Source organism: Streptomyces glaucescens, from assembly GCF_002154375.1.
Taxonomy (GTDB): Bacteria; Actinomycetota; Actinomycetes; order Streptomycetales; family Streptomycetaceae; genus Streptomyces; species Streptomyces glaucescens.
Genome location: NZ_MUND01000199.1, coordinates 1 through 23,049, shown reverse-complemented (window position 1 = coordinate 23,049; position 23,049 = coordinate 1). Strand labels below are relative to the sequence as shown.

At 72.6% G+C, this 23,049-nt stretch carries 20 protein-coding genes; 14 read left to right on the top strand and 6 right to left on the bottom strand.

Annotated elements, in window-relative coordinates; translation table 11 throughout:
- The first annotated feature begins 34 nt into the window (after window positions 1-34).
- The 6 genes from CCN42_RS14820 to CCN42_RS14795 all read left to right on the top strand — a co-directional run bounded on the left by CCN42_RS14820 (window position 35) and on the right by CCN42_RS14795 (window position 7,879).
- The gene (locus CCN42_RS14820) at window positions 35-2,887 is read left to right on the top strand and encodes a DEAD/DEAH box helicase (protein ID WP_086736070.1); all 2,853 of its coding nucleotides are present in this window, start codon (window positions 35-37) and stop codon (window positions 2,885-2,887) included.
- 405 nt (window positions 2,888-3,292) lie between these two features.
- Window positions 3,293-4,990 carry an ATP-binding protein gene (locus tag CCN42_RS14815; RefSeq protein ID WP_211294711.1) on the top strand — a complete coding sequence of 566 codons (1,698 nt, stop codon included), beginning with the start codon at window positions 3,293-3,295 and terminating at the stop codon, window positions 4,988-4,990.
- Window positions 4,987-5,397, top strand: coding sequence for a roadblock/LC7 domain-containing protein (locus CCN42_RS14810; protein WP_086169193.1), 411 nt, complete (start codon window positions 4,987-4,989; stop codon window positions 5,395-5,397). The genes CCN42_RS14815 and CCN42_RS14810 overlap by 4 nt, the downstream gene beginning before the upstream one ends.
- The gene (locus tag CCN42_RS14805) at window positions 5,394-5,789 is read left to right on the top strand and encodes a DUF742 domain-containing protein (protein ID WP_086736066.1); all 396 of its coding nucleotides are present in this window, start codon (window positions 5,394-5,396) and stop codon (window positions 5,787-5,789) included. The genes CCN42_RS14810 and CCN42_RS14805 overlap by 4 nt, the downstream gene beginning before the upstream one ends.
- Window positions 5,770-6,390, top strand: coding sequence for a GTP-binding protein (locus tag CCN42_RS14800; RefSeq protein ID WP_086169195.1), 621 nt, complete (start codon window positions 5,770-5,772; stop codon window positions 6,388-6,390). Before CCN42_RS14805 ends, CCN42_RS14800 begins: the two co-directional genes overlap by 20 nt.
- Before the next feature lie 34 nt (window positions 6,391-6,424).
- Window positions 6,425-7,879: a cytochrome P450 gene (locus CCN42_RS14795; protein ID WP_086736064.1), complete on the top strand. Its 1,455-nt coding sequence runs from the start codon at window positions 6,425-6,427 to the stop codon at window positions 7,877-7,879.
- Here CCN42_RS14795 and CCN42_RS14790 read toward each other — a convergent pair.
- From CCN42_RS14790 to CCN42_RS14780, 3 genes are all read right to left on the bottom strand, one after another.
- Complete coding sequence (locus CCN42_RS14790) at window positions 7,873-8,802, bottom strand: RluA family pseudouridine synthase (RefSeq protein WP_086736062.1); 930 nt, start codon at window positions 8,800-8,802, stop codon at window positions 7,873-7,875. The two genes, CCN42_RS14795 and CCN42_RS14790, sit on opposite strands and share 7 nt — an antisense overlap.
- Before the next feature lie 89 nt (window positions 8,803-8,891).
- Window positions 8,892-9,743, bottom strand: coding sequence for a siderophore-interacting protein (locus tag CCN42_RS14785; protein WP_086736060.1), 852 nt, complete (start codon window positions 9,741-9,743; stop codon window positions 8,892-8,894).
- Between the two features lie 152 nt (window positions 9,744-9,895).
- Window positions 9,896-10,825, bottom strand: coding sequence for a 5'-3' exonuclease (locus CCN42_RS14780; RefSeq protein WP_245877286.1), 930 nt, complete (start codon window positions 10,823-10,825; stop codon window positions 9,896-9,898).
- Between the two features lie 199 nt (window positions 10,826-11,024).
- On the opposite strand from CCN42_RS14780, the gene CCN42_RS14775 reads away from it, so the two are divergent.
- From CCN42_RS14775 to CCN42_RS14760, 4 genes are all read left to right on the top strand, one after another.
- Window positions 11,025-12,104, top strand: coding sequence for a quaternary amine ABC transporter ATP-binding protein (locus CCN42_RS14775; protein ID WP_086736058.1), 1,080 nt, complete (start codon window positions 11,025-11,027; stop codon window positions 12,102-12,104).
- Entirely contained in the window at window positions 12,097-13,926 is a 1,830-nt protein-coding gene (locus CCN42_RS14770; RefSeq protein WP_086736056.1) for an ABC transporter permease/substrate binding protein, read from the top strand. Before CCN42_RS14775 ends, CCN42_RS14770 begins: the two co-directional genes overlap by 8 nt.
- Window positions 13,927-14,353: 427 nt before the next feature.
- Window positions 14,354-14,920 (top strand): helix-turn-helix domain-containing protein, encoded by a 567-nt coding sequence (locus CCN42_RS14765; protein ID WP_086169200.1) that lies wholly within the window; start codon window positions 14,354-14,356, stop codon window positions 14,918-14,920.
- Window positions 14,920-15,639, top strand: a complete 720-nt coding sequence (locus CCN42_RS14760) for a helical backbone metal receptor (RefSeq protein ID WP_086736054.1) — start codon at window positions 14,920-14,922, stop codon at window positions 15,637-15,639. Before CCN42_RS14765 ends, CCN42_RS14760 begins: the two co-directional genes overlap by 1 nt.
- On the opposite strand, the gene CCN42_RS14755 is transcribed toward CCN42_RS14760, so the two are convergent.
- Window positions 15,551-16,675, bottom strand: a complete 1,125-nt coding sequence (locus tag CCN42_RS14755) for a TDT family transporter (RefSeq protein WP_086736052.1) — start codon at window positions 16,673-16,675, stop codon at window positions 15,551-15,553. The genes CCN42_RS14760 and CCN42_RS14755 overlap by 89 nt on opposite strands.
- 70 nt (window positions 16,676-16,745) lie before the next feature.
- On the opposite strand from CCN42_RS14755, the gene CCN42_RS14750 reads away from it, so the two are divergent.
- Window positions 16,746-17,693: a LysR family transcriptional regulator gene (locus CCN42_RS14750; protein ID WP_211294710.1), complete on the top strand. Its 948-nt coding sequence runs from the start codon at window positions 16,746-16,748 to the stop codon at window positions 17,691-17,693.
- A 42-nt stretch (window positions 17,694-17,735) separates the two neighbouring features.
- Here CCN42_RS14750 and CCN42_RS14745 read toward each other — a convergent pair whose 3' ends face one another.
- Window positions 17,736-18,455, bottom strand: a complete 720-nt coding sequence (locus CCN42_RS14745) for a gamma-glutamyl-gamma-aminobutyrate hydrolase family protein (RefSeq protein WP_086736048.1) — start codon at window positions 18,453-18,455, stop codon at window positions 17,736-17,738.
- Between the two features lie 112 nt (window positions 18,456-18,567).
- Window positions 18,568-19,326, bottom strand: coding sequence for a FadR/GntR family transcriptional regulator (locus CCN42_RS14740; RefSeq protein ID WP_086736047.1), 759 nt, complete (start codon window positions 19,324-19,326; stop codon window positions 18,568-18,570).
- 77 nt (window positions 19,327-19,403) lie between these two features.
- On the opposite strand from CCN42_RS14740, the gene CCN42_RS14735 reads away from it, so the two are divergent.
- Genes CCN42_RS14735 through CCN42_RS14725 form a run of 3 tightly spaced genes read left to right on the top strand, consistent with a single transcriptional unit; the run spans window position 19,404 to window position 22,953 of the window.
- On the top strand, window positions 19,404-20,768 hold the full coding sequence (locus tag CCN42_RS14735; protein WP_086736045.1) for a glutamine synthetase family protein: 1,365 nt from the start codon (window positions 19,404-19,406) through the stop codon (window positions 20,766-20,768).
- An 8-nt stretch (window positions 20,769-20,776) separates the two neighbouring features.
- The gene (locus CCN42_RS14730; RefSeq protein WP_107427594.1) at window positions 20,777-22,165 is read left to right on the top strand and encodes an aldehyde dehydrogenase family protein; all 1,389 of its coding nucleotides are present in this window, start codon (window positions 20,777-20,779) and stop codon (window positions 22,163-22,165) included.
- Window positions 22,162-22,953, top strand: a complete 792-nt coding sequence (locus tag CCN42_RS14725; protein WP_086736041.1) for a 3-oxoacyl-ACP reductase — start codon at window positions 22,162-22,164, stop codon at window positions 22,951-22,953. Before CCN42_RS14730 ends, CCN42_RS14725 begins: the two co-directional genes overlap by 4 nt.
- Window positions 22,954-23,049: the final 96 nt, after the last annotated feature.

The following is a 23,049-nucleotide window of genomic DNA, read 5'->3' as shown; positions in this document are numbered from 1 at the left end:
GCTATCTCCGGATTCACAGGATCGGATCCGGATAATGATCGTCCTGTTGTCAGTGCGGCCCGGTACGCTCGAAAGCACGATGACACAGGACCTCTCACCGGCCGAGCGGTACGCGGCAGCCCGCAGGCGGGCAGCCGAGCAGGCCACCGCGCTCGCGTCCTTCCGCGAGATGTACGACTTCGGCCTCGACCCCTTCCAGATCGAGGCCTGCCAGGCCCTCGAGGCGGGGAAGGGCGTGCTGGTCGCGGCACCCACCGGCTCCGGCAAGACGATCGTCGGCGAGTTCGCCGTCCACCTCGCCCTCCAGCAGGGCAAGAAGTGCTTCTACACGACCCCCATCAAGGCGCTGTCGAACCAGAAGTACAACGACCTGTGCCGCCGCTACGGCACCGCGAAGGTCGGCCTGCTGACCGGCGACAACAGCGTCAACTCCGACGCCCCGGTGGTCGTGATGACCACCGAGGTGCTGCGGAACATGCTGTACGCGGGCTCCCAGACGCTCCTGGGCCTCGGCTATGTGGTCATGGACGAGGTGCACTACCTCTCCGACCGCTTCCGCGGCGCGGTCTGGGAAGAGGTGATCATCCACCTGCCCGAGTCCGTGACGCTGGTGTCGCTGTCGGCGACCGTCTCCAACGCCGAGGAGTTCGGCGACTGGCTGGACACCGTGCGCGGCCACACCGAGGTGATCGTCTCCGAGCACCGGCCCGTGCCGCTGTTCCAGCACGTGCTCGCCGGGCGGCGGATGTACGACCTGTTCGAGGAGGGCGAGGGCCACAAGAAGGCCGTCAACCCCGACCTCACCCGGATGGCGCGCATGGAGGCGACCCGGCCGTCCTTCCAGGACCGCCGGCGCGGCCGGGCGATGCGCGAGGCCGACCGGGAGCGGGAGCGCCGCCAGCGCTCGCGCGTCTGGACGCCGAGCCGCCCCGAGGTGATCGAACGGCTGGACGCCGAGGGGCTGCTCCCGGCGATCACCTTCATCTTCAGCCGCGCCGCCTGCGAGGCAGCCGTCCAGCAGTGCCTGTACGCCGGGCTGCGGCTCAACGACGAGGAGGCGCGCCACCGGGTGCGGGCGCTCGTCGAGGAGCGCACCGCCTCGATCCCGCGCGAGGACCTGCACGTGCTCGGCTACTACGAGTGGCTGGAGGGCCTGGAGCGCGGTATCGCCGCCCACCACGCGGGCATGCTGCCGACCTTCAAGGAGGTCGTCGAGGAGCTGTTCGTCCGCGGGCTGGTGAAGGCGGTCTTCGCCACCGAGACGCTGGCGCTGGGCATCAACATGCCCGCCCGCTCGGTGGTGCTGGAGAAGCTGGTCAAGTGGAACGGCGAGCAGCACGCCGACATCACCCCCGGTGAGTACACCCAGCTGACCGGCCGGGCCGGACGGCGCGGCATCGACGTCGAGGGCCACGCCGTGGTGCTGTGGCAGCGCGGGATGAGCCCCGAGCACCTGGCCGGCCTCGCGGGCACCCGCACCTATCCGCTGCGCTCCAGCTTCAAGCCGTCGTACAACATGGCGGTCAACCTGGTCGAGCAGTTCGGGCGGCACCGCTCGCGTGAGCTGCTGGAGACCTCGTTCGCCCAGTTCCAGGCCGACAAGTCGGTCGTCGGCATCTCCCGGCAGGTGCAGCGCAACGAGGAGGGTCTGGAGGGCTACAAGGCCTCCATGACCTGCCACCTCGGCGACTTCGAGGAGTACGCGCGACTGCGCCGGGAGCTGAAGGACCGCGAGACCGAGCTGGCCCGGCAGGGCGCGTCGCAGCGGCGGGCCGAGGCCGCCGTGGCGCTGGAGCGGCTGAAGCCCGGTGACGTCATCCATGTGCCGACCGGCAAGTACGCCGGGCTGGCGCTGGTGCTCGACCCGGGCCTGCCCGCCGGGCGCTCCAACGGTCACCGGGGCCTGGAGCACCACGACGGGCCGCGCCCGCTGGTGCTCACCGCCGAGCGGCAGGTCAAGCGGCTGGCGTCGATCGACTTCCCGGTGCCGGTGGAGCCGCTGGAGCGGATGCGCATCCCGAAGTCCTTCAACCCCCGCTCGCCGCAGTCCCGCCGGGACCTGGCGTCCGCGCTGCGCACCAAGGCCGGGCACATCACGCCCGACCGGCACCGCAAGCGGCGGTCCGAGGCCGCCGACGACCGCGAGATCGCCCGGCTGCGGGCGGCCCTGCGGGCGCACCCGTGCCATGGCTGCAACGACCGCGAGGACCACGCCCGCTGGGCCGAGCGGTACCACCGGCTGATGCGGGACACCAAGCAGCTGGAGCGCCGTATCGAGGGCCGGACGAACACCATCGCGCGGACCTTCGACCGGATCGTGGCGCTGCTGACCGAGCTGGACTATCTGCGCGACGACGAGGTCACCGAGCACGGCAAGCGGCTCGCCCGGCTCTACGGCGAGCTGGACCTGCTGGCCAGCGAGTGCCTGCGGGCCGGCGTCTGGGAGGGCTTGGCCCCGGCGGAACTCGCCGCGTGCGTCTCGGCGTTGGTGTACGAGGCGCGGGTCGGCGACGACGCGCTCGCCCCGAAGCTGCCGTCCGGCAAGGCGAAGGCCGCGCTCGGCGAGACGGTGCGGATCTGGGGGCGGCTGGACGCCCTGGAGGAGGACTACCGCATCAGCCAGACCGAGGGCGTCGGGCAGCGCGAGCCCGATCTCGGGTTCGCCTGGGCCGCGTACATGTGGGCCTCCGGCAAGGGGCTGGACGAGGTGCTGCGCGAGGCGGAGATGCCGGCGGGGGACTTCGTGCGGTGGTGCAAGCAGGTGATCGACGTGCTGGGGCAGATCCAGGCGGCGGCGCCCGCGGAGGGGTCCACCGTGCCGAAGGCCGCGCGCAAGGCGGTCGAGGGGCTGCTGCGGGGGGTCGTCGCCTACTCGTCGGTGGGATGATCGCCCCGGGCGGGCGCCGGGGAGCGCGTGGGCTCTCGCGCCCGCGCGGCGGAGCCGCACATCGATCCGGCCCGCGCCCCTTGACCCGGTCGCCGCTCTGACACGTGAGCCGTTCACCCGTTTGGGTGGGCGGCTTTCGTGTGCCCGTGCGACATGACGTGGTGTGTTCGACTGATCTCGTTCCGTGCAAATGGAGCCGAGCGTACCCGGTGGCCGCAGCCCGTTTCAGGCGGTCCCCGAATATGACACGCCGATGATCCGGTCGGACTAAGCTCGCCCGCAGCGCACCGAGTTGCGCTGAATTCGTGCGCTTGTTCCCCATTGCCGTGAATGGCCAGACATTTCCATGACTCTTCCCCCCGCAAGCTCGCCCGACACCCAGCCGATTCGTTTCAGAGGGCCCACATGGTGAGTGTTCAAACCCCGCCCGGTCGCCGTGAACTCCCGTATACCCGCGTGCTGTTGCCGCCTGCCATAGTGATGGCGGCGGCGACCGGAGCCGCCGTCGCCGTGGTGGCGCACTCTGCCCGGTTCGCGGTCGGCCTGGTCGGCGGCATCGCCACCCTGCTGGTCCTCGTGACGGCCGTCGAAGCCGCCCGACGCGGCCGCGCCTTCCGCCGCCGGCAGACCGAACAGGCCCGGCGCGGCGCCTACCTGGAGCAGCTCCTCGCCGAACAGGACCAGCTCATCGGCCGCATCACCAAGGAGGTGCTGCCCCGCTCGGTCCGCCTGCTGCGCGGCGGCCTCCCGGCCCGCGAAGTGCTGGACCGCCTGCAGCAGACCGAACCCAGCTGCCATGACCTGCGCAAACCGCACACCGACCTGCTGAACGCGGTGCTGAAGGCGGTGGAGAGCGAGGTCACCCAGCGCGAGGGGGCCCAGCAGTCCTTCGTCCACGTCGCCCAGCGCGTCCAGGCCATCGTCCACCAGCAGGCCAAGGAACTCCGCGAGATGGAGGAGGACCACGGCCGCAACCACGAGGTCTTCCAGGACCTGCTGCGCATCGACCACGGCAACGCCCTGATCGGCCGTCTCGCCGACTCGGTCTCCGTCCTCGGCGGCGGCCGTCCGGGCCGTCAGTGGCCGCTGCCGGTGGCGCTCTACAGCGTGCTGCGCGGCGCGATGTCCCGGATCCTCGAGTACAAGCGCATCGAGCTGAAGTCCATCGCCAAGGTCAACATCAGGGGCGTCTCGGTCGAGCCGGTCATCCACGCCTGCGCCGAGATCCTCGACAACGCCACCCGCTACTCGCCGCCGCAGACCCAGGTGCACGTCACCGCGCACGAAGTGCAGTACGGCGTCGCCATCGAGATCGAGGACTGCGGCCCGCCCCTCAACGAGGAGTCCCGCGAGCGCCTCGAGGAACTGCTGGCCATGGCCGCGGAGGGCACCGACCTGGAGGTCATCGAGGACGTCCCGCGGCTGGGCTTCGCCGTCGTCGGCCGTCTGTGCAAGCAGTACGACATGCAGATCTCGCTGCGCTCCTCGGCGTACGGCGGTCTGCGGGCGGTGCTCGTGGTGCCGCGGATCATGATGACCGACGAGCCGGGCGTGCTCGGCTTCGTGCCGCACGGCATCGGCGCCCAGTCGGTGGCCCCGCGCCCGCCCGGCTCGGTCGAGGGCCCCAAGCGCAAACCCAAGATCCGTCGCCCCACCAACCCGAAGATCCCCGCCACGGTGTCCATGGAGGACGACGTCCCCGTGGTCACCGAGTGGACGGAGAACGGCCTGCCGCAGCGCCGCAGCCGGGTGAAGACCTCGCTCAGCCAGCAGCTGATCGACGAGGCGGCCTGGGACCAGGCCGTGAAGGAGGCGGCCGAGCGCGCCGCCAACGCCCACCGGATCAAGGACAACCCGTGGCTGACGCCCGACCCCGAGCCGGAGCCGGAGCCGGAGCCCGAGCCCGAGCCGGAGAAGAAGGAGCAGCCCCTGCCGGGCATGTGGGTCGAGGCCTTCTACGAGGGGCTGAAGAAGGACAACCCGGGTGACCCCACCGGGTTCACCCGCAACCCGGCCGCCTACCAGCACCTGCTCAAGGAAAACCAGCCGAACCGGATGGAAACGGCCCGCGACGAGGCCGGCGACGAGGGGGACCTCACGTGATGCAGCAGCGAGGCAACATCGACTGGATGCTCCGCGACCTCGTCGACGGCACCCTCGGCATCGAGATGATCGTGGTGCTCTCCGCCGACGGGCTGCGGATCGCCCGCTACGGCGGTGACCCCGACGCCGCCGACCGGGTCGCCGCGGCCTGCGCCGGGATGCAGAGCCTGGCGCACGCCCTCACCGCCGAGATCGAGGCCAGCGAGAAGGGCGAGATGCGGCTGCTGCTGATGGAGGTGGACGGCGGCTACTTCTATCTGATGAACGCCGGCGCCAACGCCTACATCGCCGTCCTCTCCGACATCCGCACCGAACCCGGGCTGATGAGCGGACGGATGCGCGACCTCATCGTGCGGCTCGGCACCCACCTCACGAGTCCGCCCCGGCGGAACGGGCAGACCGTATGACTCCTCCGCAACGCCAGAGGCGCCACCCCGAGCGGGAACCGGATCCCGCACCTCGCCAAGAGGGCGAGGGCAGGAACCCCGAACGGCTGTTTGTGATCGGCGAGGGGAACGACGGTGCCGCCGACATCGACCTGGTCACGTTGATCGTGGGGCGCGCCGAGGCCCCCGGCTCCCTGCCGCCGGAGCAGGCCGCGGTGATTCGGCTGTGCGAGACGCCGCTCTCCGGGGCCGAGCTGTCCGCCTACCTCCAACTGCCGTTCAGTGTGGTGTCCGTGCTGCTCACCGAGCTGCTGGCGGCCGGACTGGTGCAGGCGCGCGCGCCGATCGTCCGCCAGGCGCTCCCTGACCGTTCCCTCCTCGAAGCGGTGATGCATGGACTTCAGAAGCTCTGACACCATTCCCGGCCCGCGCGCCGAGGACCAGCTGCCGCACACGGCCGAGGCCGCGGTGAAGCTCGTGATCGTGGGCGGGTTCGGCGTCGGCAAGACCACCATGGTCGGGTCGGTCAGCGAGATCCGGCCGCTGACCACCGAGGAGACCATGACGCAGGCCGGGATCGGGGTCGACGACAACTTCGGCTCCGAGACCAAGACCGCCACCACCGTGGCGATGGACTTCGGCCGGATCAGCGTCTCCGACAAGCTGGTGCTGTACCTGTTCGGCACCCCCGGCCAGGAGCGGTTCTGGTTCCTGTGGAACGGCCTGTTCGAGGGGGCGCTCGGCGCGGTCGTCCTCGTCGACACCCGCCGCCTCGAGGTCAGCTTCGATGTGATGGGGCGGCTGGAGGAGCGCGGCGTGCCGTTCGTGGTCGCCGTCAACACCTTCCCGGACGCGCCCCGTTACCCCCTGGAGCAGCTGCGCACCGCGCTCGACCTGGCGGCGGACGTCCCCATCATCGAGTGCGACGTCCGCCGCCGGGCCTCCAGCCGGGACGTCCTCATGACCCTGATGCGCTTCCTGCACACCCTCGCCCTGACCGGCCGGCTCTCCTGACGGCCGGCCCAAGACGCCTGGAAAGCGACCCACCGTGACGTCTGACATCCCCACCACCACCGGTACGGACGACCGCGCCCTCGCCCCGCCCCCCGGCTGCCCCGCGCACGGGCTCGGCGGCGGCGCGCTGACGCGGCTCTACGGCCCCCGGCCGCTGGACCTGCGTTCCCTGTACGAGGACCTGCGCGAGGAACACGGCCCGGTGGCCCCCGTCCTGCTCCATGACGACGTGCCGATCTGGGTGGTCCTCGGCCACGCGGAGAACCTGCGGCTGGTGGGCACGCCCGCGCTGTTCAGCCGGGACAGCCGGATCTGGACCCCGCTCGTGGAGGGCAGGGTCAAGCCCGATCATCCGCTGATGCCGCACATCGCCTGGCAGCCCATCTGCTCCCACGCGGAGGGCGACGAGCACCGGCGGCTGCGCGGGGCGGTGACCCACGCCATGAAGCCGATCAACTACCGGATCCTGCGCCGGGCCGTCTACCGCCACGCGCAGGCGCTGGTCAACAAGTTCTGCGAGCGGGGCGAGGCCGATCTGGTCAACCAGTACTCCGAGTATCTGCCGATGGCGGTGATGTGCGACCTCCTGGGCATGCCGAAGGAGTACAACGAGCGGATCGTGCACGCGGCCCGCGACATGCTCAAGGGCACCGAGACCGCGATCGCCAGCAACGCCTACATCATGGAGGCGCTCGGCCGGCTCACCGCCCGCCGCCGGGCCGACCCCGACGAGGACATCGCCGGGCTGCTCGTCTCGCACGAGTCCGGACTGACCGACGACGAGGTCAGGGAGCACCTGCGGGTGGTACTGATCGCGGCGTACGAGGCCACGGCCAACCTGCTCGCCAACGCCCTGCGCATGGTCCTCACCCACCCGGGGTTCCGTGCGCAGCTGAACGGCGGCCAGATGACCGTGGGGCAGGCGGTCGAGCAGTCACTGTGGGACGAGCCGCCGTTCAGCACGGTCTTCGCGTACTTCGCCAAGCAGGACACCGAACTCGGCGGCCGGCAGATCCGCAAGGGCGACGGGCTGCTGTTCGCCCCCGCGCCCGGCAATGTCGACCCCCGGGTCCGGCCCGACCTGAAGGCCGGCATGATGGGCAACCGCTCCCACCTCGCCTTCGGCGGCGGCCCGCACGAGTGTCCCGGCCAGGACATCGGCCGTGTCATCGCCGACGTCGGCGTCGACGCGCTGCTGCGGCGGCTGCCGGACGTGCAGCTCGACTGCGAGGAGGACGAGCTGGAGTGGCGGGAGTCCATCGCCTCCCGCCATCTGGTGGAGCTGCCGGTGCGGTTCGCGACCCGCCCGCAGCAGGACGTGGAACAGATGCCGAGTCACACGCCGAACCCGCCGAAGGCCCCGTCCTGGGAGCTGCCGCCCGCGGAGCCGGTCCCCGCCGCGCCCGCCCCGGAGTCCGCCCCGGAGCCCGGGCCGGACCCCGAGCCGGGTGCCTGGCAGCGGTTCCTGCGCTGGTGGCGCGGCTACTGACCGGGCCAGGCGGCAAGCGTGCGCGTGCTGCGGAAGCGGTGTGCCACTCCCGTCACCGGATCGGTGAACTCCAGCTCCCGCGCCAGCAGTTGGAGCGGATCACGGAAGTCGCCGGCCGGGACGGGGTCGGCCACCACCGGGTAGAGGGGGTCGCCGAGGATCGGCAGCCCCAGCGCGTTCATGTGTACCCGCAGCTGATGGGTCTGGCCCGTGCCGGGCAACAGCCGGTACCGGCCCAGGCCGTCACGGTGTTCGAGCAGCTCGATCCGGCTGACCGCGTTCGGCTCGCCCGCCACCTCGACGGCCGTGAGCGATCCGCGTTCCTTGATGATCCGGCTGCGCAGGGTCCGGGGCAGGGCGAGCGCCGGATCGTACGGCGCGATCGCCTCGTACTCCTTGCGTACCAGCCGGTCCCGGAACAGCGTCTGGTACGCGCCCCGCTCCTGCGGGCGCACGGTGAACAGCACCAGCCCGGCCGTGAGCCGGTCCAGCCGGTGGGCGGCGCCGAGCGTCGGGATGCCCAGCTCGCGGCGGAGCCGGGCGAGCGCGGTCTCGGCGACATGGCTGCCGCGTGGAGTGGTGGCCAGGAAGTGCGGTTTGTCGACGACGACGATGTGCTCGTCGCGGTGCACGATCCGCAGCGGGAACGGCACCGGGACCTCCTCGGGCAGCTCCCGGTGGAACCACACGAACATCCCGGGCCGATACGGGGCGTCAGCCGGCACCGCGGCGCCGTCCGCCCCGACGATCCTCCCGGCGTCGAACATCCCGTCGACGACTCCGGGCCCCGCCCCCGACAGCCGCTCCACCAGATGGTCGCGGACGGTGGCCCACGGTCCCTCGGCGGGCAGCCGCACGCGCACCGGGTCGACCCCCTGGCGCTGGGGCAGCGGGGCGGGCGGAATACGGGCCTTGCGTCTCATCGCGGTCCAGCGTAGGCGCTCCGTCCGGGACGGCTTCCGGCGCCCGTGGGCACGGGGGAGCGGATCACGCGGCGGACGCGGGGCGTGGGTCACGCGGCGGACGCGGGGGCGCCCTCCTGCTCCGCCTCGATCCTGGCGTTCCAGTCCCGCTTGGCGGCCTGCCAGCCGTCCTCGTCGTGACCGAGGCGCCAGTAGCCGGAGACGGACAGGTCCTCGCGGGGGATCCGGTGCTCGACGCGCAGCAGCCGGCGCAGCTCCTTCACGCAGGCGGCCTCGCCGTGCACGAAGGCGTGCACCCGGCCCTCCGGGAAGGCCAGTGCGCGCACGGCCTCGACCAGGGCCTGTCCCACCGGGCGGTTGCCCCGGTGCAGCCAGACGATGTCCACGTCGCAGTCGATCTTCTGCTCCTCCACGGGGCCGGCGACCTCCACGAACGCCCGGACCTCGGCGCCGTCGGGCAGTGCCTCCAGGGTGGCCGCGATGGCGGGCAGCGCGCTCTCGTCGCCGGCGAGGAGGTGCCAGTCGGCGTCCGGGTCGGGCGCGTAGGCGCCGCCGGGGCCCAGGAAGCGGACGGTGTCGCCCGGCAGGGCGCGCATCGCCCAGGGGCCGGCCAGGCCCTCGTCGCCGTGCAGCACGAAGTCCAGGGTCAGTTCGCGCAGTTCGGGGTCCCAGGCCCGTACCGTGTACGTCCGGGTCACCGGCCACTGGTCGCGGGGGAGTTCCTCGCGGATCCGCTCCAGGTCGAACGGCTCCGGGTAGGTGATGCCCTCGGCCGGCGGGAACAGGAGTTTCACGTAGTGGTCGGTGTGGGTGCCCGCGGTGAACGCGGCGAGTCCGGGGCCGCCGAGCACCACGCGCTGCATGTGCGGGGTGAGCCGTTCGGTGCGGACGACCTGTGCCGAGTGGGCCCTCCGCGGCTTCCTGGCCGGACGTTCTGCCATGACGGCCTCCCTGTTCCCTCAACTTAGGCTTACCTAAGTTAGCATTCTCCCCGCTTGACCGACACCACTCCCCGCGAGTCCGGCGTGCGTGTCGCCTCCCGGAGCACGCGCCGGACGCCGGCGCGGCGCCCCCGGCGATCGACCGGGTACCCTCAGGCGCCCAGCGTCACCAGCAGGCGGCGCAGGGAACCGCCCAGCCCCCACCGCTCCCCGATGGCCTCGACCGCCTCGGCGTCGCGCGGGGCCCGCGGCAGGGCGGTGTCGACGTCGGGCAGCGGGACGTCGCCGGCGACCCGGACCACCTTCGGGGCGACCGCCAGATACGGCCGGGCCTCCGTCAGCCGCTTGCGCTGGGTCGGTGTGAGCCTGGCGTGCGGGTCCTCCACGGCTGCCAGGACGCCGGCCAGGTCGCCGAACTCGGCGAGCAGCTTGGCGGCCGTCTTCTCGCCGATGCCGGCCACCCCGGGCAGCCCGTCGCTGGGGTCGCCGCGCAGCAGCGCCAGGTCCGCGTACCCGCTGCCGTCGACGCCGTACTTCTCGCGCAGCCACGCCTCGTCGGTGATCTGGAGGGTGCCGACGCCCTTGAGCGGATACAGCACGCGCACCCCGGACGCGTCGTCCACCAGCTGGTACAGGTCGCGGTCGCCGGTGACGATGTCGACCGGGCCGTCGGCGCGGGCGGTGAAGGTGCCGATGACGTCGTCCGCCTCGTAACCCTCGACGCCCACCCGCGCGATGCCCAGCGCGTCGAGCACCGCCTCGATGATCGGGACCTGCGGGGAGAGGGTGTCCGGCACCTCCTCCTGGTCCGGGCCCACCGGGCGCTCCTCGGCGACGCGGTGCGCCTTGTAGGAGGGGATCAGGTCGACCCGCCACTTCGGGCGCCAGTCGGCGTCCATGCAGGCCACCAGGTGCTCGGGGCGGTGGTCCCTGACCAGCCGGTCGATGAATTCCAGCAGCCCGCGCACGGCGTTCACCGGCGTGCCGTCCGGGGCCTTCACGGACTCCGGCACACCGAAGTAGGCGCGGAAGTAGAGCGAGGCGGTGTCGAGGAGCATCAGTCGTCCGGTCACGCCTCGCATCATGCCGTACGCCACCGACAGCCATGTCCGCACCGGCAACGCGTTGCGCCCTGCGCATCCCTCGTGAACTGGCCCACTTGTGCGTTTGTCGCCGGGCGGCCCGGGCAGGGGCCGCCTCGGAGCGATGCCGGTTGCGCACCCAGCTGAATCCGTGCGCCCCTTCGCTCCGTTTTGTTGCCGTCCATGACGAGAGGTACGTGTGTCATCCAGGCTTGAGGCCGATCACCTGTACAAGGTGTTCGGCAGACGACCGGACGAGGCAGTCGACCGGCTCCGCGCCGGTGCCGACCGCGAGGAGCTGCGCGCCGACGGCACCACCGCCGCCGTGATCGACGCCTCCTTCACCGTCGAACCCGGTCAGATCTTCGTCGTCATGGGCCTGTCGGGATCCGGGAAGTCCACGCTGCTGCGCATGCTGAACGGGCTGCTGGAGCCGACCGCCGGAACGGTCCGCTTCGACGGCCAGGACCTCACCGCGCTCGGCGACCGCGAGCTGCGCGCGGTCCGGGCCCGCAAGATCAGCATGGTCTTCCAGCACTTCGCGCTGTTCCCGCACCGCAGCGTGCTGGAGAACGCGGCCTACGGTCTGGCCGTGCAGGGCGTGCCCCGCGCCGAGCGCGAGCGCCGCGCCGGCGAGGCGCTGGCCCTGTGCGGTCTGGCCGGCTGGGAGAAGTCCTGGCCCGACGAGCTGTCCGGCGGCATGCAGCAGCGCGTCGGCCTGGCCCGCGCCCTCGCCACCGACGCCGACCTGCTCCTCATGGACGAGTCGTTCAGCGCCCTGGACCCGCTGATCCGCCGCGACATGCAGGACCAGCTGCTCACCCTGCAGCAGACCCTGAAGAAGACGATCGTCTTCATCACCCACGACCTCAACGAGGCCATGCGCCTGGGCGACCGCATCGCCGTGATGCGCGACGGCCGGATCGTGCAGACCGGCACCGCCGAGGACATCCTGCTGCGCCCCGCGAACGACTACGTCGCCTCCTTCATCCAGGACGTCGACCGCTCCCGGGTGCTGACCGCCGCCGCCGTGATGGACACCGAGCTGCGCGGCGACGAGGGGACCTGCGGGTGTGAGACCGCGACGCCGGACACCCCGTTCACCGAGCTGTGCGCGATGAGCGCGCGCGTGCCGCACCCGGTCGCCGTGCTGGACGCCGGACGTGAGGTCGTCGGCGTCGTCCCGAGGCAGCGCCTCGTCGGCTTCCTCGGTGACGAGACGGGCGGCCCCGCGCCCTGTGACAGCCCGCGCGAGGGGAAGGTGACCGCCGGTGCCTAGGCTTCAGCTCGGCGACTGGGTCGACTCCGGGGTCGACTGGCTGCTGACCCATCTCTCCTGGCTCTTCGACGCGGTCAAGGCGCTCGTCGAGGGCATGTACGACGGCATCGACGCGGTGCTGGCAGCCCCCGAGCCACTGCTGCTCGCGGGCATCCTCGCGGTGCTGGCGTGGTGGCTGCGCGGCCTCGTCGCGGGCGTGCTCGCCTTCGCGGGCTTCGCGCTGGTCGACTCCCTCGACCTGTGGGAGCGGGCCATGTCGACCCTCTCCCTGGTCCTGGTCGCGACCGTGATCGCCCTGGTGATCGCCGTACCGCTGGGCATCTGGGCGGCCCGTTCCCGGCGGGTCAGCGCGACCGTGCGGCCGGTCCTGGACCTGCTCCAGACCATGCCGTCGATGGTGCTGCTGATCCCGGCCATCCTCTTCTTCGGTCTCGGCACCGCCGCCGGTGTCATCGCCACGCTGATCTTCGCGATCGCCCCGGGCGTCCGGATGACCGAACTGGGCATCCGCCAGGTCGACAAGGAGCTGGTGGAGGCCGCCGAGGCGTTCGGCACGACGCCCCGGGACATCCTTTTGCGGGTGCAGCTGCCGCTCGCCCTGCCGACCGTCATGGCGGGCGTCAACCAGGTGATCATGCTGGGTCTGTCGATGGTCGTCATCGCGGGCATGGCCGGCACCGGCGGTCTCGGCGGCGCGGTCAACGAGGCGATCGGCCAGCTGGAGATCGGCTACGGCTTCGAGGCCGGCGTCGCCATCGTCGTCCTCGCCGTCTACCTGGACCGGATGACCAGCGCCCTGGGCACGCAGATCTCCCCGCTCGGCCGCCGGGCCGCCGCGAAGGCGCGGGTGGCGAGCGGCGCGAAGGCGGTCTGGGCGCACCGTCCCCGGCCGGTCGTCCCGGTCGTCGGCGTGGCCGTGCTCGCGCTGGTCGCGGGCGGCATGGGCGTGTTCGGGTCCTCGGCAGGCACCGCCGAGGCCTCGGCGGCGAACGTGGGCCGGGGCAAGGAGATCACCATCGGGTACATCCCGTGGGACGAGGGCATCGCCTCGACGTACCTCTGGAAGGAGATCCTGGAGCAGCGCGGCTTCGACGTCACGACCACCCAGTACGCCGCGGGCCCGCTCTACACCGGCCTCGCCACCGGCCAGGTCGACTTCCAGACCGACGCCTGGCTGCCGACCACCCACGCCGAGTACTGGAAGAAGTACGGCGATCAGCTCGACGACCTCGGCAAGTGGTACGGGCCGACCTCGCTGGAGCTGACCGTCCCGGCGTACATGAAGGACGTGAACTCCCTCGACGACCTGAAGAAGCACGCCGGTGAGTTCGGCGGCAAGATCGTCGGCATCGAGCCCAGCGCCGGGATGATGGGCCTGCTCAAGAGCAAGGTCATGAAGGAGTACGGCCTGGAGGGCGCGTACGACGTCGTCGACGGCTCCACGCCCGCGATGCTCGCCGAGCTGAAGCGCGCGTACGCCCAGAAGAAGCCGGTCGTCGTGACGCTCTGGTCGCCCCACTGGGCGTACAGCGACTACGACCTGAAGAAGCTGGCGGACCCCAGGGGCGCCTGGGGCGCGGGCGACGGGGTGCACACACTGTCCCGCAAGGGCTTCGCCGCCGAGCACCCCGAGGTCGGCCGGTGGCTGAAGGACTTCTCGATGACCGAGCAGCAGCTCACCGGCCTGGAGTCGCGGATCACCAAGGCCGGGAAGGGCGGGGAGCAGGACGCCGTCCGCGCCTGGCTGAAGGAGAACCCCGGCCTGGTGGACCGGTGGGCCCCGGTCGACGGCCGGGGCGGCGGAAGCCAGGCGGCCGGGTGACCTGACGGACCCGACCGCCCGGGCGAGGGGCGGGCCACACCGATGCGGTGCGGCCCGCCCCTCGTGGTGCACGGCGGACGTACGACAAGGATTCGGACAACCACACAGCGCGACGCCCACACCCGAGCGGGATCCGGCGGGGGCCAGGAACATCGCGGACGGCGCCCGCATTGAAAAGAATGAGCGAACACTCGTACGGTTCGAGGGCCGGTGCCGTTTCGGGGCCGCCCTCCCGCGGCGCGCGGACCGCTGATCCACTGGCGCGAACCGTGAGGTCTCACCCGACGCAGTGTGCCGACGATGTGACGGGGCCCTGAAACGGTTTGCCGAACATGCGTAGGGTGCAGACAACCACTCATCGGCAGGCACACGACGAGCGGGCACACGACGAGCGGGAACACGACGAGCGAAGGAGGGAGCCGGAGCGATGGGCGACCACAAAGAACAGCCCCTTCGGGTGGGCGCGGCCGTCCGGCGGCGGCGCCGGGCCCTGGAGCTCACCCTCGCCGTCGTGGCCGAGCGCAGCGGCCTGTCGGTGCCCTTCCTGAGCCAGGTCGAGAACGACCGCGCGCGGCCCAGCCGCAGCTCCCTGGAGAAGGTCGCCGACGCGCTGCGCACCACCGCCGTGGAACTCCTCGCCGCCGCCGACCCGGCGTGCAGCGTCGACGTGGTGCGCGCGGAGGAGGCCGAGCCGGTGCTCCAGCCGCAGGTGCGGTCCCTGGTCCGCGGCCACCACCAGATGCACGCCTCGGAGTTCACCGGCGACCATGACGCGGGCCGCGAGTTCCAGCACCGCAACGACCAGCTGATGTACGTCGCGGACGGCGCCGTCGAGATCGAGGCGGAGGGCCGCGCGTACCGGCTCGGCCGCGGGGACACCCTGTACCTCACCGGCGGCGTACGGCACCGCTGGCGGGCCACCGTGCCGGAGACCCGGGTGCTCGTCGTGGCCGTGGCGGAGCACATCGAGGCCGTCCAGGACCGGCACCGGTAGTGCGGGTCGTCTCCCTGGTGCCGTCGCTCACCGAGGCGGTGGCCGCGACCGTGCCCGGGGTGCTGGCCGGCGTCACCGACTGGTGCAGCCATCCGGCGGACCTCGAGGTCACCCGCGTCGGTGGCACCAAGAACCCGAAGACCGAGCGGATCCTCGCGCTCGCCCCCGACCTGGTGATCGCCAACGAGGAGGAGAACCGGGCCCCCGATCTGGACGCCCTGCGCGCGGCGGGTGCCGAGGTGCTGGTGACCGAGGTGCGGGACGTGCCGCAGGCCTTCCGCGAGCTGGCCCGGGTGCTGGCGGCGTGCGGTGCGCCGGGCCGGCCCCGCTGGCTGGACGAGGCGGAGGCGGCCTGGGCGGCCCCGCCGGTCCCGGAGCGGCGTACGACGGCCGTGGTGCCGATCTGGCGGCGGCCGTGGATGGTGCTGGGCCGGGACACCTTCGCCGGCGACGTGCTCACCCGGCTCGGCGTGGACCACCTGTACGCGGACCACGCCGAGCGGTACCCCCGCGTCCCGCTCGACGAGCTGACCGCGGCCCGCCCGGACCTGGTCGTGCTCCCCGACGAGCCCTACCGGTTCACCGCGGGCGACGGCCCCGAGGCCTTCCCGGGGCTGCCCTGCGCACTGGTCAGCGGACGGCACCTGACGTGGTACGGGCCGTCGCTGGCCGAAGCACCACGGGTGCTGGGCGCGGCGCTGCGAGCAGCCGTCCGCTGAGCAGTCCGCCCGCCGTCCGCACGGCGGCCGTGGCCCAGGCGGCGACCAGCCCGCCGTACAGCAGCACCGCGAGCCCGTCGAAGGCGACCAGGCCGGTGTGGCGGGCCAGGGACTCCGCGCCCGTGACGCAGGTGCCGACCGGGAAGGTGAAGGCCCACCAGGTCAGCGCGAAGCCCATGCCCTGCCGGCGGGCCCGCACCACATGCGCGGTGGCGAGGCCCAGCCACAGCAGCGCGAACCCCATCACGGGCACCCCGTACAGCACGGCGGGCAGGGTGAAGGCGGGGCCGGCCGCGTGCGGTACGGCGCTCGGGGCGGTGTCCGCGAACATGCCCACCGCGGTGGTGGACTGGCCGAGCGGGCCCAGCACCAGGAACAGGGTCGGGGTCAGCGCGAGCGGCAGCGGACCGCCCGTCACCAGCCGGGCGAAGACCAGCGGCAGCATCAGCGAGGTGCCGAGCAGACTGAGCCCGAACAGCCCGACACAGGCGAACAGCAGCGTCTCCCGGGCCTGCCCGGGCGGCAGGTGCGGCACCAGGAGCGGTCCGACCGCGGCCGACACCATCGGGGCGACCAGCGGCAGCAGCCAGACGGGAGTCGCCTGTTCGGGCCGCACCCGGTGACGTACCGCCATCAGATACGGGACCGTGACCGCGACCGCCAGCCCGATCGCCGTCCCGGCCGTGAACAGCCCGGCGCCGAGCGTGACCGCCGCCGTGCCGCCGAGCCAGTCCCGGCCGAGCGTCAGGGTGCCGCCGCCGACCGACACCAGGGCCATGGCCAGACAGCCGTGGAAGGGGGCCGTGGCCGGATCGAGGAGGTGGGCGCGGGCCTGGTCGTGATGGTGGATCCAGTGCAGGGCGCGGGCGGCGAGCAGGGTCAGCAGCAGGACGAGGGCGGCGGCCCAGACGGCGGTGCACGCGGTGCGCAGTCCCGGGACGGGCAGCGGGAGCGCGGCGCCCGCCGTGCCGACGACGGAGGTCCCCATCACGGAGGCGTACCAGTTGGGGCCGAGGTGGCGGACTGCGGTGATCATGCCCTGACCGTCTCGCGCCAGGGCGGATCCCACCAGGGAGGATGTCTCTATGAGGGCATAAACTGGCTTTATGAGCAGGACGAGTGACACCCGGGGTCCGAACGGAACGGAGGAGTCCGTGCCGGCCGGCTCGCTGGCGCACCGGGTGCCCGACCTGGGTGCCCTGCAACTGCTGCTGGCCGTGGCCCGGCTGGGCAGCCTCGGCGCCGCGGCCCGCGAGGTCGGCATCACCCAGCCCGCGGCCAGCAGCCGGATCCGCTCCATGGAACGCCAGCTGGGCGTGGCCCTGGTCGACCGCTCGCCGCGCGGCTCCCGGCTCACCGACGCGGGAGCGCTGGTGACCGACTGGGCCCGGCGGGTCGTCGAGGCGGCCGAGGCCTTCGACGCCGGGGCGCAGGCGCTGCGGCACCGGCGGGACTCGCGACTGCGGGTGGCGGCCAGCATGACCATCGCCGAGTACCTGCTGCCCGGCTGGCTGCTCGCCCTGCGCGCCCAGCGGCCCGACACGGCCGTGTCCCTGCTCGCGGGCAACTCGACGGCGGTCGCCGAGCGGCTGCTCGCCGACGAGGCCGACCTGGGCTTCGTGGAGGGGCTGACGGTGCCGGCCGGGCTGGACTCGGTGGTCGTCGCCCACGACCAGCTCATCGTCGTCACCGCGCCCGGCCACGCCTGGGCCCGCCGCCGGAAGCCCCTCCCGGCCGAGGAACTCGCCTCGACCCCGCTCGTGCTGCGCGAGAAGGGCTCCGGCACCCGCCAGGTCCTCGACGCCGCCCTCGGCGGGCTCGCCCGCCCCCTGATCGAACTCTCCTCCACCACCGCCGTGAAGGCCTCCGCCGTCGCCGGCGCGGGCCCCGCGGTGCTCAGCGAACTGTCCGTCCGCGAGGAGCTGTCCACCCGCCGCCTGGTCAGCGTCCCCGTCGACCGGGTCAGCCTCCGCCGCGACCTGCGAGCCGTCTGGCGCACCGGCCACCGCCCGGCGGGACCGGCCCGCGATCTGCTGTCGCTGACGCGGGGGTAGCCACCGGGGATCCCGCAGGAGTGGGCCGCCGGCCGGCCCCCGTCAAGCGGTGCGGGAGGACGTGGGCCGGGCTGTCGCCGCGGCCTCGGTCAGGGCCCGCATCACGCGGACGTCCTCACCCATCTCCGGATGCCACTGGACCCCCAGCGTCCAGGTGCCCGCGCCGGGAAGCTCGATCGCCTCGACGGTGCCGTCGGCGGCGTGGGCGCAGGGGATCAGACCGGTGCCGAGGCGGTCCACGGCCTGGTGGTGGTACGTCGGCACGGAGGTCTCCTCGGGGACGAGCGCGGCGTACCGCGTGCCCGGGACCGGCTTGACCGGGTGGCGGCCGAAGACGCCGACGACCTCGGCGTGGCCGTCGATGTGCTGGGTGAGGGTGCCGCCGAGGGCCACGTTCAGCAGCTGCATGCCCCGGCAGATGCCGAGCAGCGGCAGCCGGGCCGCCAGTGCCGCCCGGACCAGGGCGAGTTCCCAGGCGTCCCGGGCGTGGGCCGGGGGCCCGGTGCGGGGGTCGCGCCCGGCGCCGTAACGGACCGGGTCCACGTCGGGGCCGCCCGCGATCACCAGGCCGTCCAGCCGCGCCACGGCCGCCGCCGCGTGCTCCGGCGCGTCCGGCGGGAGCAGGGCGGCCAGCCCGCCCGCGCGCTGCACCAGCCGCGGGTACCCGGCGGGCAGCAGTGCCGCCTCCAGGTCCCACACGCCCCAGCGCACCCCGGGCTCCAGATAGGTGCTGACGCCGATCAGCGGCCGCCTGTCCGTCATCCGACCTCCCGCAATGGACTCAGCGCATACCTTTGCCGAGGTGGGGGCCGCGAGGCAAGCGGCTCACCCCCGCGGCGATCCGCTCACCCCGGAAGTCGGGCGGCAGGGCCGCTCACCCCAGGAACCCGCGCAGCAGGGCCGCCGTCCCCGCGCAGTGCTCCCGCATGATCTCCCGCGCCCCGTCCGCGTCCCCGTCGAGCACCGCCTCCACCAGCGCGGTGTGCTGGTGCTGGGAGTGCTCCAGGTTGCGCACCAGCAGCGGGATGCAGTCGAGCAGGTCGTTCACGGTGGCCCGGACCGCCGCGTACTGCGCGGTCAGGGTGGGGGAGCCGGACAGCTCGGCGAGGGTGAGGTGCAGCAGGGTGTCCCGGCGCCGGTAGTCGGCGAGCGGGGCGTCCCGGGTGCCGGCCAGCGCCTCGCGCAACCGGCCCGCCCGGGCGTCCGTCAGCCCGTGCGCGGCGCAGAGCCCGGCAGCGCCGGTCTCCAGCACCTCCCGGAAGCGCAGGACGTCCTCCAGGTCGACCCCGGCGACCCGGCGCCGCAGCTCGTCCTCGCCGACGGCGTCCGCGCGCTCGCGCACGAACGTTCCGCCGTACCGGCCGCGCCGCGACTCCACCAGCCCCTGGTCCTGGAGGACCTTCAGCACCTCGCGCAGCGTCACCCGGCTGATCCCGAGCCGCTCCGCCAGCTCCCGTTCGGCGGGCAGCCGCCCGCCGCCGGGCACCAGGCCGAGCCGGACCACCTGGAGGATCTGCTCCAGCGCCTCCTCGAAGCCGTTGCCCGCCCGCACGGGGCGCAGCACCGGGGCCAGCCGGTCCTCGCCCTGCGGGACGGCATGGGTCTCGACGGGGTCCACCGGATCCAGTGGCATGTGGCCGTGCCCCCTTCCCAATCAATGGTTCTCCCTCATACCTTAGGGCTCCCGGCTGACCGAAGGAGGCCCTCCCCGTGGCAGACCGCACACCTCCGCTCAGTGTCGAGGAGCTGCACGCCCTCGTCGCGGGCGGTGAGATCGACACCGTCGTCCTGGCCTTCCCGGACATGCAGGGACGCCTCCAGGGCAAGCGGTTCGCGGCGCGCTTCTTCCTCGACGAGGTGATGAGGCACGGCACCGAGGGCTGCAACTACCTGCTCGCCGTCGACGCCGAGATGAACACCGTCGACGGCTACGCCATGTCCTCCTGGGACAGCGGCTACGGCGACTTCGCCATGCACCCGGACCTCGCCACCCTGCGCCGCCTCCCCTGGAACGCGGGCACCGCCCTCGTCGTCGCCGACCTCGCCTGGGCGGACGGCTCCCCGGTGACCGCCGCGCCCCGGCAGATCCTGCGCCGCCAGCTGGACCGGCTCGCCGCACTGGGCCTGACCGCCCAGGTCGGCACCGAGCTGGAGTTCATCGTCTTCAAGGACACCTACGAACAGGCCTGGGACGCGAACTACCGGGGTCTGACCCCCGCCAACCAGTACAACATCGACTACTCGGTGCTCGGCACCGGCCGGATCGAGCCCCTGCTGCGCCGCATCCGCAACGAGATGGCGGGCGCCGGGATGACCGTCGAGTCCGCCAAGGGCGAGTGCAACCCGGGCCAGCACGAGATCGCCTTCCGCTACGACGAGGCCCTGGTCACCTGCGACCAGCACGCGATCTACAAGACCGGCGCCAAGGAGATCGCCGCCCAGGAGGGCATGTCCCTGACCTTCATGGCGAAGTACAACGAGCGCGAGGGCAACTCCTGCCACATCCACCTGTCGGTGACCGACGCCGACGGCCGTCCCGCCTTCGCCGGGGACGGCCCGCACGGCATGTCCCCGCTGATGCGGCACTTCCTCGCCGGACAGCTGGCCGCCCTGCGCGACCTCACCCTTCTCCACGCCCCGCACATCAACTCCTACAAGCGGTTCCAGCCGGGCTCCTTCGCCCCGACCGCCGTCGCCTGGGGCCACGACAACCGCACCTGCGCGCTGCGCGTCGTCGGCCACGGCCGCTCCCTGCGCTTCGAGAACCGGCTCCCCGGCGGCGACGTCAACCCGCACCTCGCCGTCGCCGCCATGGTCGCGGCGGGCCTCGACGGCGTGGAACGGGAACTGGAACTGCCCGAGGCCTGTACGGGCAACGCCTACACCGCCGGGTACGAGCAGGTCCCCACCACCCTTCGGGAAGCCGCCGAACTGTGGGAGAACAGCCCCGTCGCCAAGGCCGCGTTCGGTGACGACGTGGTCGACCACTACCGCAACATGGCGCGCGTCGAACTGGCCGCCTTCGACGCCGCGGTGACCGACTGGGAGCTGCGCCGCTCCTTCGAACGGATGTGAGGCAACCCGTGACCCACACCCTTGAGGTGCTCAACCCCGCGACCGAGGAGGTCGTCGCCACCGTCCCGGCCGCCACCGCCGAGGACGTGGACCGGGCCGTCGTACGGGCCGCGAAGGCGCAGTCGGCATGGGCCGCGCTGCCCCCGGGCGACCGGGCCCGGCTGCTGCGCCGGTTCGCCGTCACCGTGGACGGGCACCTGGAGGAACTGGCCCGGCTGGAGGTGCGGGAGGCCGGCCATGTCATCGGCAACGCCCGCTGGGAGGCCGGCAACGTCCGCGATCTGCTGGACTACGCGGCCGGTGGAGTGGAGCGGCTCACCGGCCGCCAGATCCCCGTCCCCGGCGGCCTCGACGTGACGATCCTCGAACCGCTCGGCGTGGTCGGGGTGATCGCGCCCTGGAACTTCCCGATGCCGATCGCCGCCTGGGGCACCGCGCCCGCCCTCGCCGCCGGGAACGCGGTGATCCTCAAGCCCGCCGAGACGACCCCGCTCACCGCGCTGCGGCTCGCCGAACTCGCCCTGGAGGCCGGTCTGCCGGAACACCTCTTCCAGGTGCTGCCCGGCCACGGGCCAATCGCGGGCGACGCGCTGGTCCAGCACCCGGGTGTGGCGAAGATCGTCTTCACCGGATCGACGGCCGTGGGCAGGCAGGTGCTGGCGAAGGGCTCCGCCCACCTCAAGCGCGTCACCCTGGAACTCGGCGGCAAGAGCCCCAACATCGTCTTCGCCGACGCCGACCTGGAGGCCGCCGCGGCCGCCGCCCCGATGTCCTTCCTCGACAACTCCGGCCAGGACTGCTGCGCCCGCACCCGGATCCTCGTCCAGCGCACCGCGTACGACCGCTTCCTTCAGCTGCTGGCCCCCGCGATCGAGGCGGTCACGGTCGGCGACCCGGCCGACGAGACCACCGACATGGGCCCGCTGATCTCCCGCGCCCAGCTGGAGCGGGTGCGCGGCTACGTCGGCCCGGACGCCCCGGGCATCCGCGGCAAGGCCCCCGAGGGCCCCGGCTTCTGGTTCCCGCCCACCGTCCTCACCGGCGTCGACCCGCACGCGCGCGTGGCCGTCGAGGAGGTCTTCGGCCCCGTCGCCGTCGTCCTCCCCTTCGACGACGAGGCGGAGGCCGTGGCACTGGCCAACGCCACCGACTACGGCCTCTCCGGCTCCATCTGGACCCGTGACGTGGGCCGTGCCCTGCGCGTCTCCCAGGCCGTCCGGGCGGGCAACCTGTCCGTCAACTCGCACTCCAGCGTCCGCTACTGGACCCCGTTCGGCGGTTTCAAGCAGTCCGGCATCGGCCGCGAACTCGGCCCCGACGCCCTGGCCGCCTTCACCGAGACCAAGAACGTCTTCCTCAGCAATGTCCCCACCAGCACGGAGGGCCTCGCACAGTGACCTCTCAGAGCTCTGACATCGTCTGCCGCCGGCTCGTCGGCCGTACCGCCGTCGTCACCGGAGCCGGCAGCGGCATCGGCCTCGCCACCGCCCGCCGCCTCGCCTCCGAGGGCGCGCACGTCGTCTGCGGCGACGTCGACGAGGCCCGCGGCAAGGCGGCCGCGGAGGAGACCGGCGGCATCTTCGTCAAGGTGGACGTCACCGACCCCGAGCAGGTCGAGGCGCTGTTCGGGACGGCGTACGACACCTACGGCAGCGTCGACGTCGCCTTCAACAACGCCGGCATCTCCCCGCCCGACGACGACTCCATCCTGGAGACCGGCCTGGACGCCTGGAAGCGGGTCCAGGAGGTCAACCTCACCTCCGTCTACCTGTGCTGCAAGGCCGCCATCCCCTACATGCGGCGCCAGGGCAAGGGCTCCATCATCAACACCGCGTCCTTCGTCGCCCGGATGGGCGCGGCGACCTCCCAGATCTCCTACACCGCCTCCAAGGGCGGGGTTCTGGCCATGTCCCGGGAGCTGGGCGTGCAGTTCGCCCGGGAGGGCATCCGCGTGAACGCGCTCTGTCCGGGCCCGGTGAACACCCCGCTCCTGCAGGAGTTGTTCGCCAAGGACCCGGAGCGAGCCGCCCGCCGGCTGGTGCACATCCCGCTCGGCCGGTTCGCCGAGGCCGAGGAGATCGCCGCCGCGGTCGCCTTCCTGGCCAGCGACGACTCGTCCTTCGTGAACGCCACCGACTTCCTGGTGGACGGCGGGATCTCGGGGGCGTACGTCACGCCGTTGTAGTACTGCGCCTACAGTGCCGGGATATGAGCATGACACCGCCGCCCGGCTGGTATCGCGACCCCACGGCCCCGCACACCGAGCGCTGGTGGGACGGCA

Coding starts and splice junctions, on each gene's coding strand:
- CCN42_RS14820 (WP_086736070.1), top strand. CDS start 35: ATGATCGTCCTGTTGTCAGTGCGGCCCGGTACGCTCGAAAGCACGATG.
- CCN42_RS14815 (WP_211294711.1), top strand. CDS start 3,293: ATGGTGAGTGTTCAAACCCCGCCCGGTCGCCGTGAACTCCCGTATACC.
- CCN42_RS14805 (WP_086736066.1), top strand. CDS start 5,394: ATGACTCCTCCGCAACGCCAGAGGCGCCACCCCGAGCGGGAACCGGAT.
- CCN42_RS14800 (WP_086169195.1), top strand. CDS start 5,770: ATGGACTTCAGAAGCTCTGACACCATTCCCGGCCCGCGCGCCGAGGAC.
- CCN42_RS14790 (WP_086736062.1), bottom strand. CDS start 8,802: ATGAGACGCAAGGCCCGTATTCCGCCCGCCCCGCTGCCCCAGCGCCAG.
- CCN42_RS14785 (WP_086736060.1), bottom strand. CDS start 9,743: ATGGCAGAACGTCCGGCCAGGAAGCCGCGGAGGGCCCACTCGGCACAG.
- CCN42_RS14780 (WP_245877286.1), bottom strand. CDS start 10,825: ATGCGAGGCGTGACCGGACGACTGATGCTCCTCGACACCGCCTCGCTC.
- CCN42_RS14765 (WP_086169200.1), top strand. CDS start 14,354: ATGGGCGACCACAAAGAACAGCCCCTTCGGGTGGGCGCGGCCGTCCGG.
- CCN42_RS14755 (WP_086736052.1), bottom strand. CDS start 16,675: ATGATCACCGCAGTCCGCCACCTCGGCCCCAACTGGTACGCCTCCGTG.
- CCN42_RS14750 (WP_211294710.1), top strand. CDS start 16,746: ATGAGCAGGACGAGTGACACCCGGGGTCCGAACGGAACGGAGGAGTCC.
- CCN42_RS14745 (WP_086736048.1), bottom strand. CDS start 18,455: ATGACGGACAGGCGGCCGCTGATCGGCGTCAGCACCTATCTGGAGCCC.
- CCN42_RS14740 (WP_086736047.1), bottom strand. CDS start 19,326: ATGCCACTGGATCCGGTGGACCCCGTCGAGACCCATGCCGTCCCGCAG.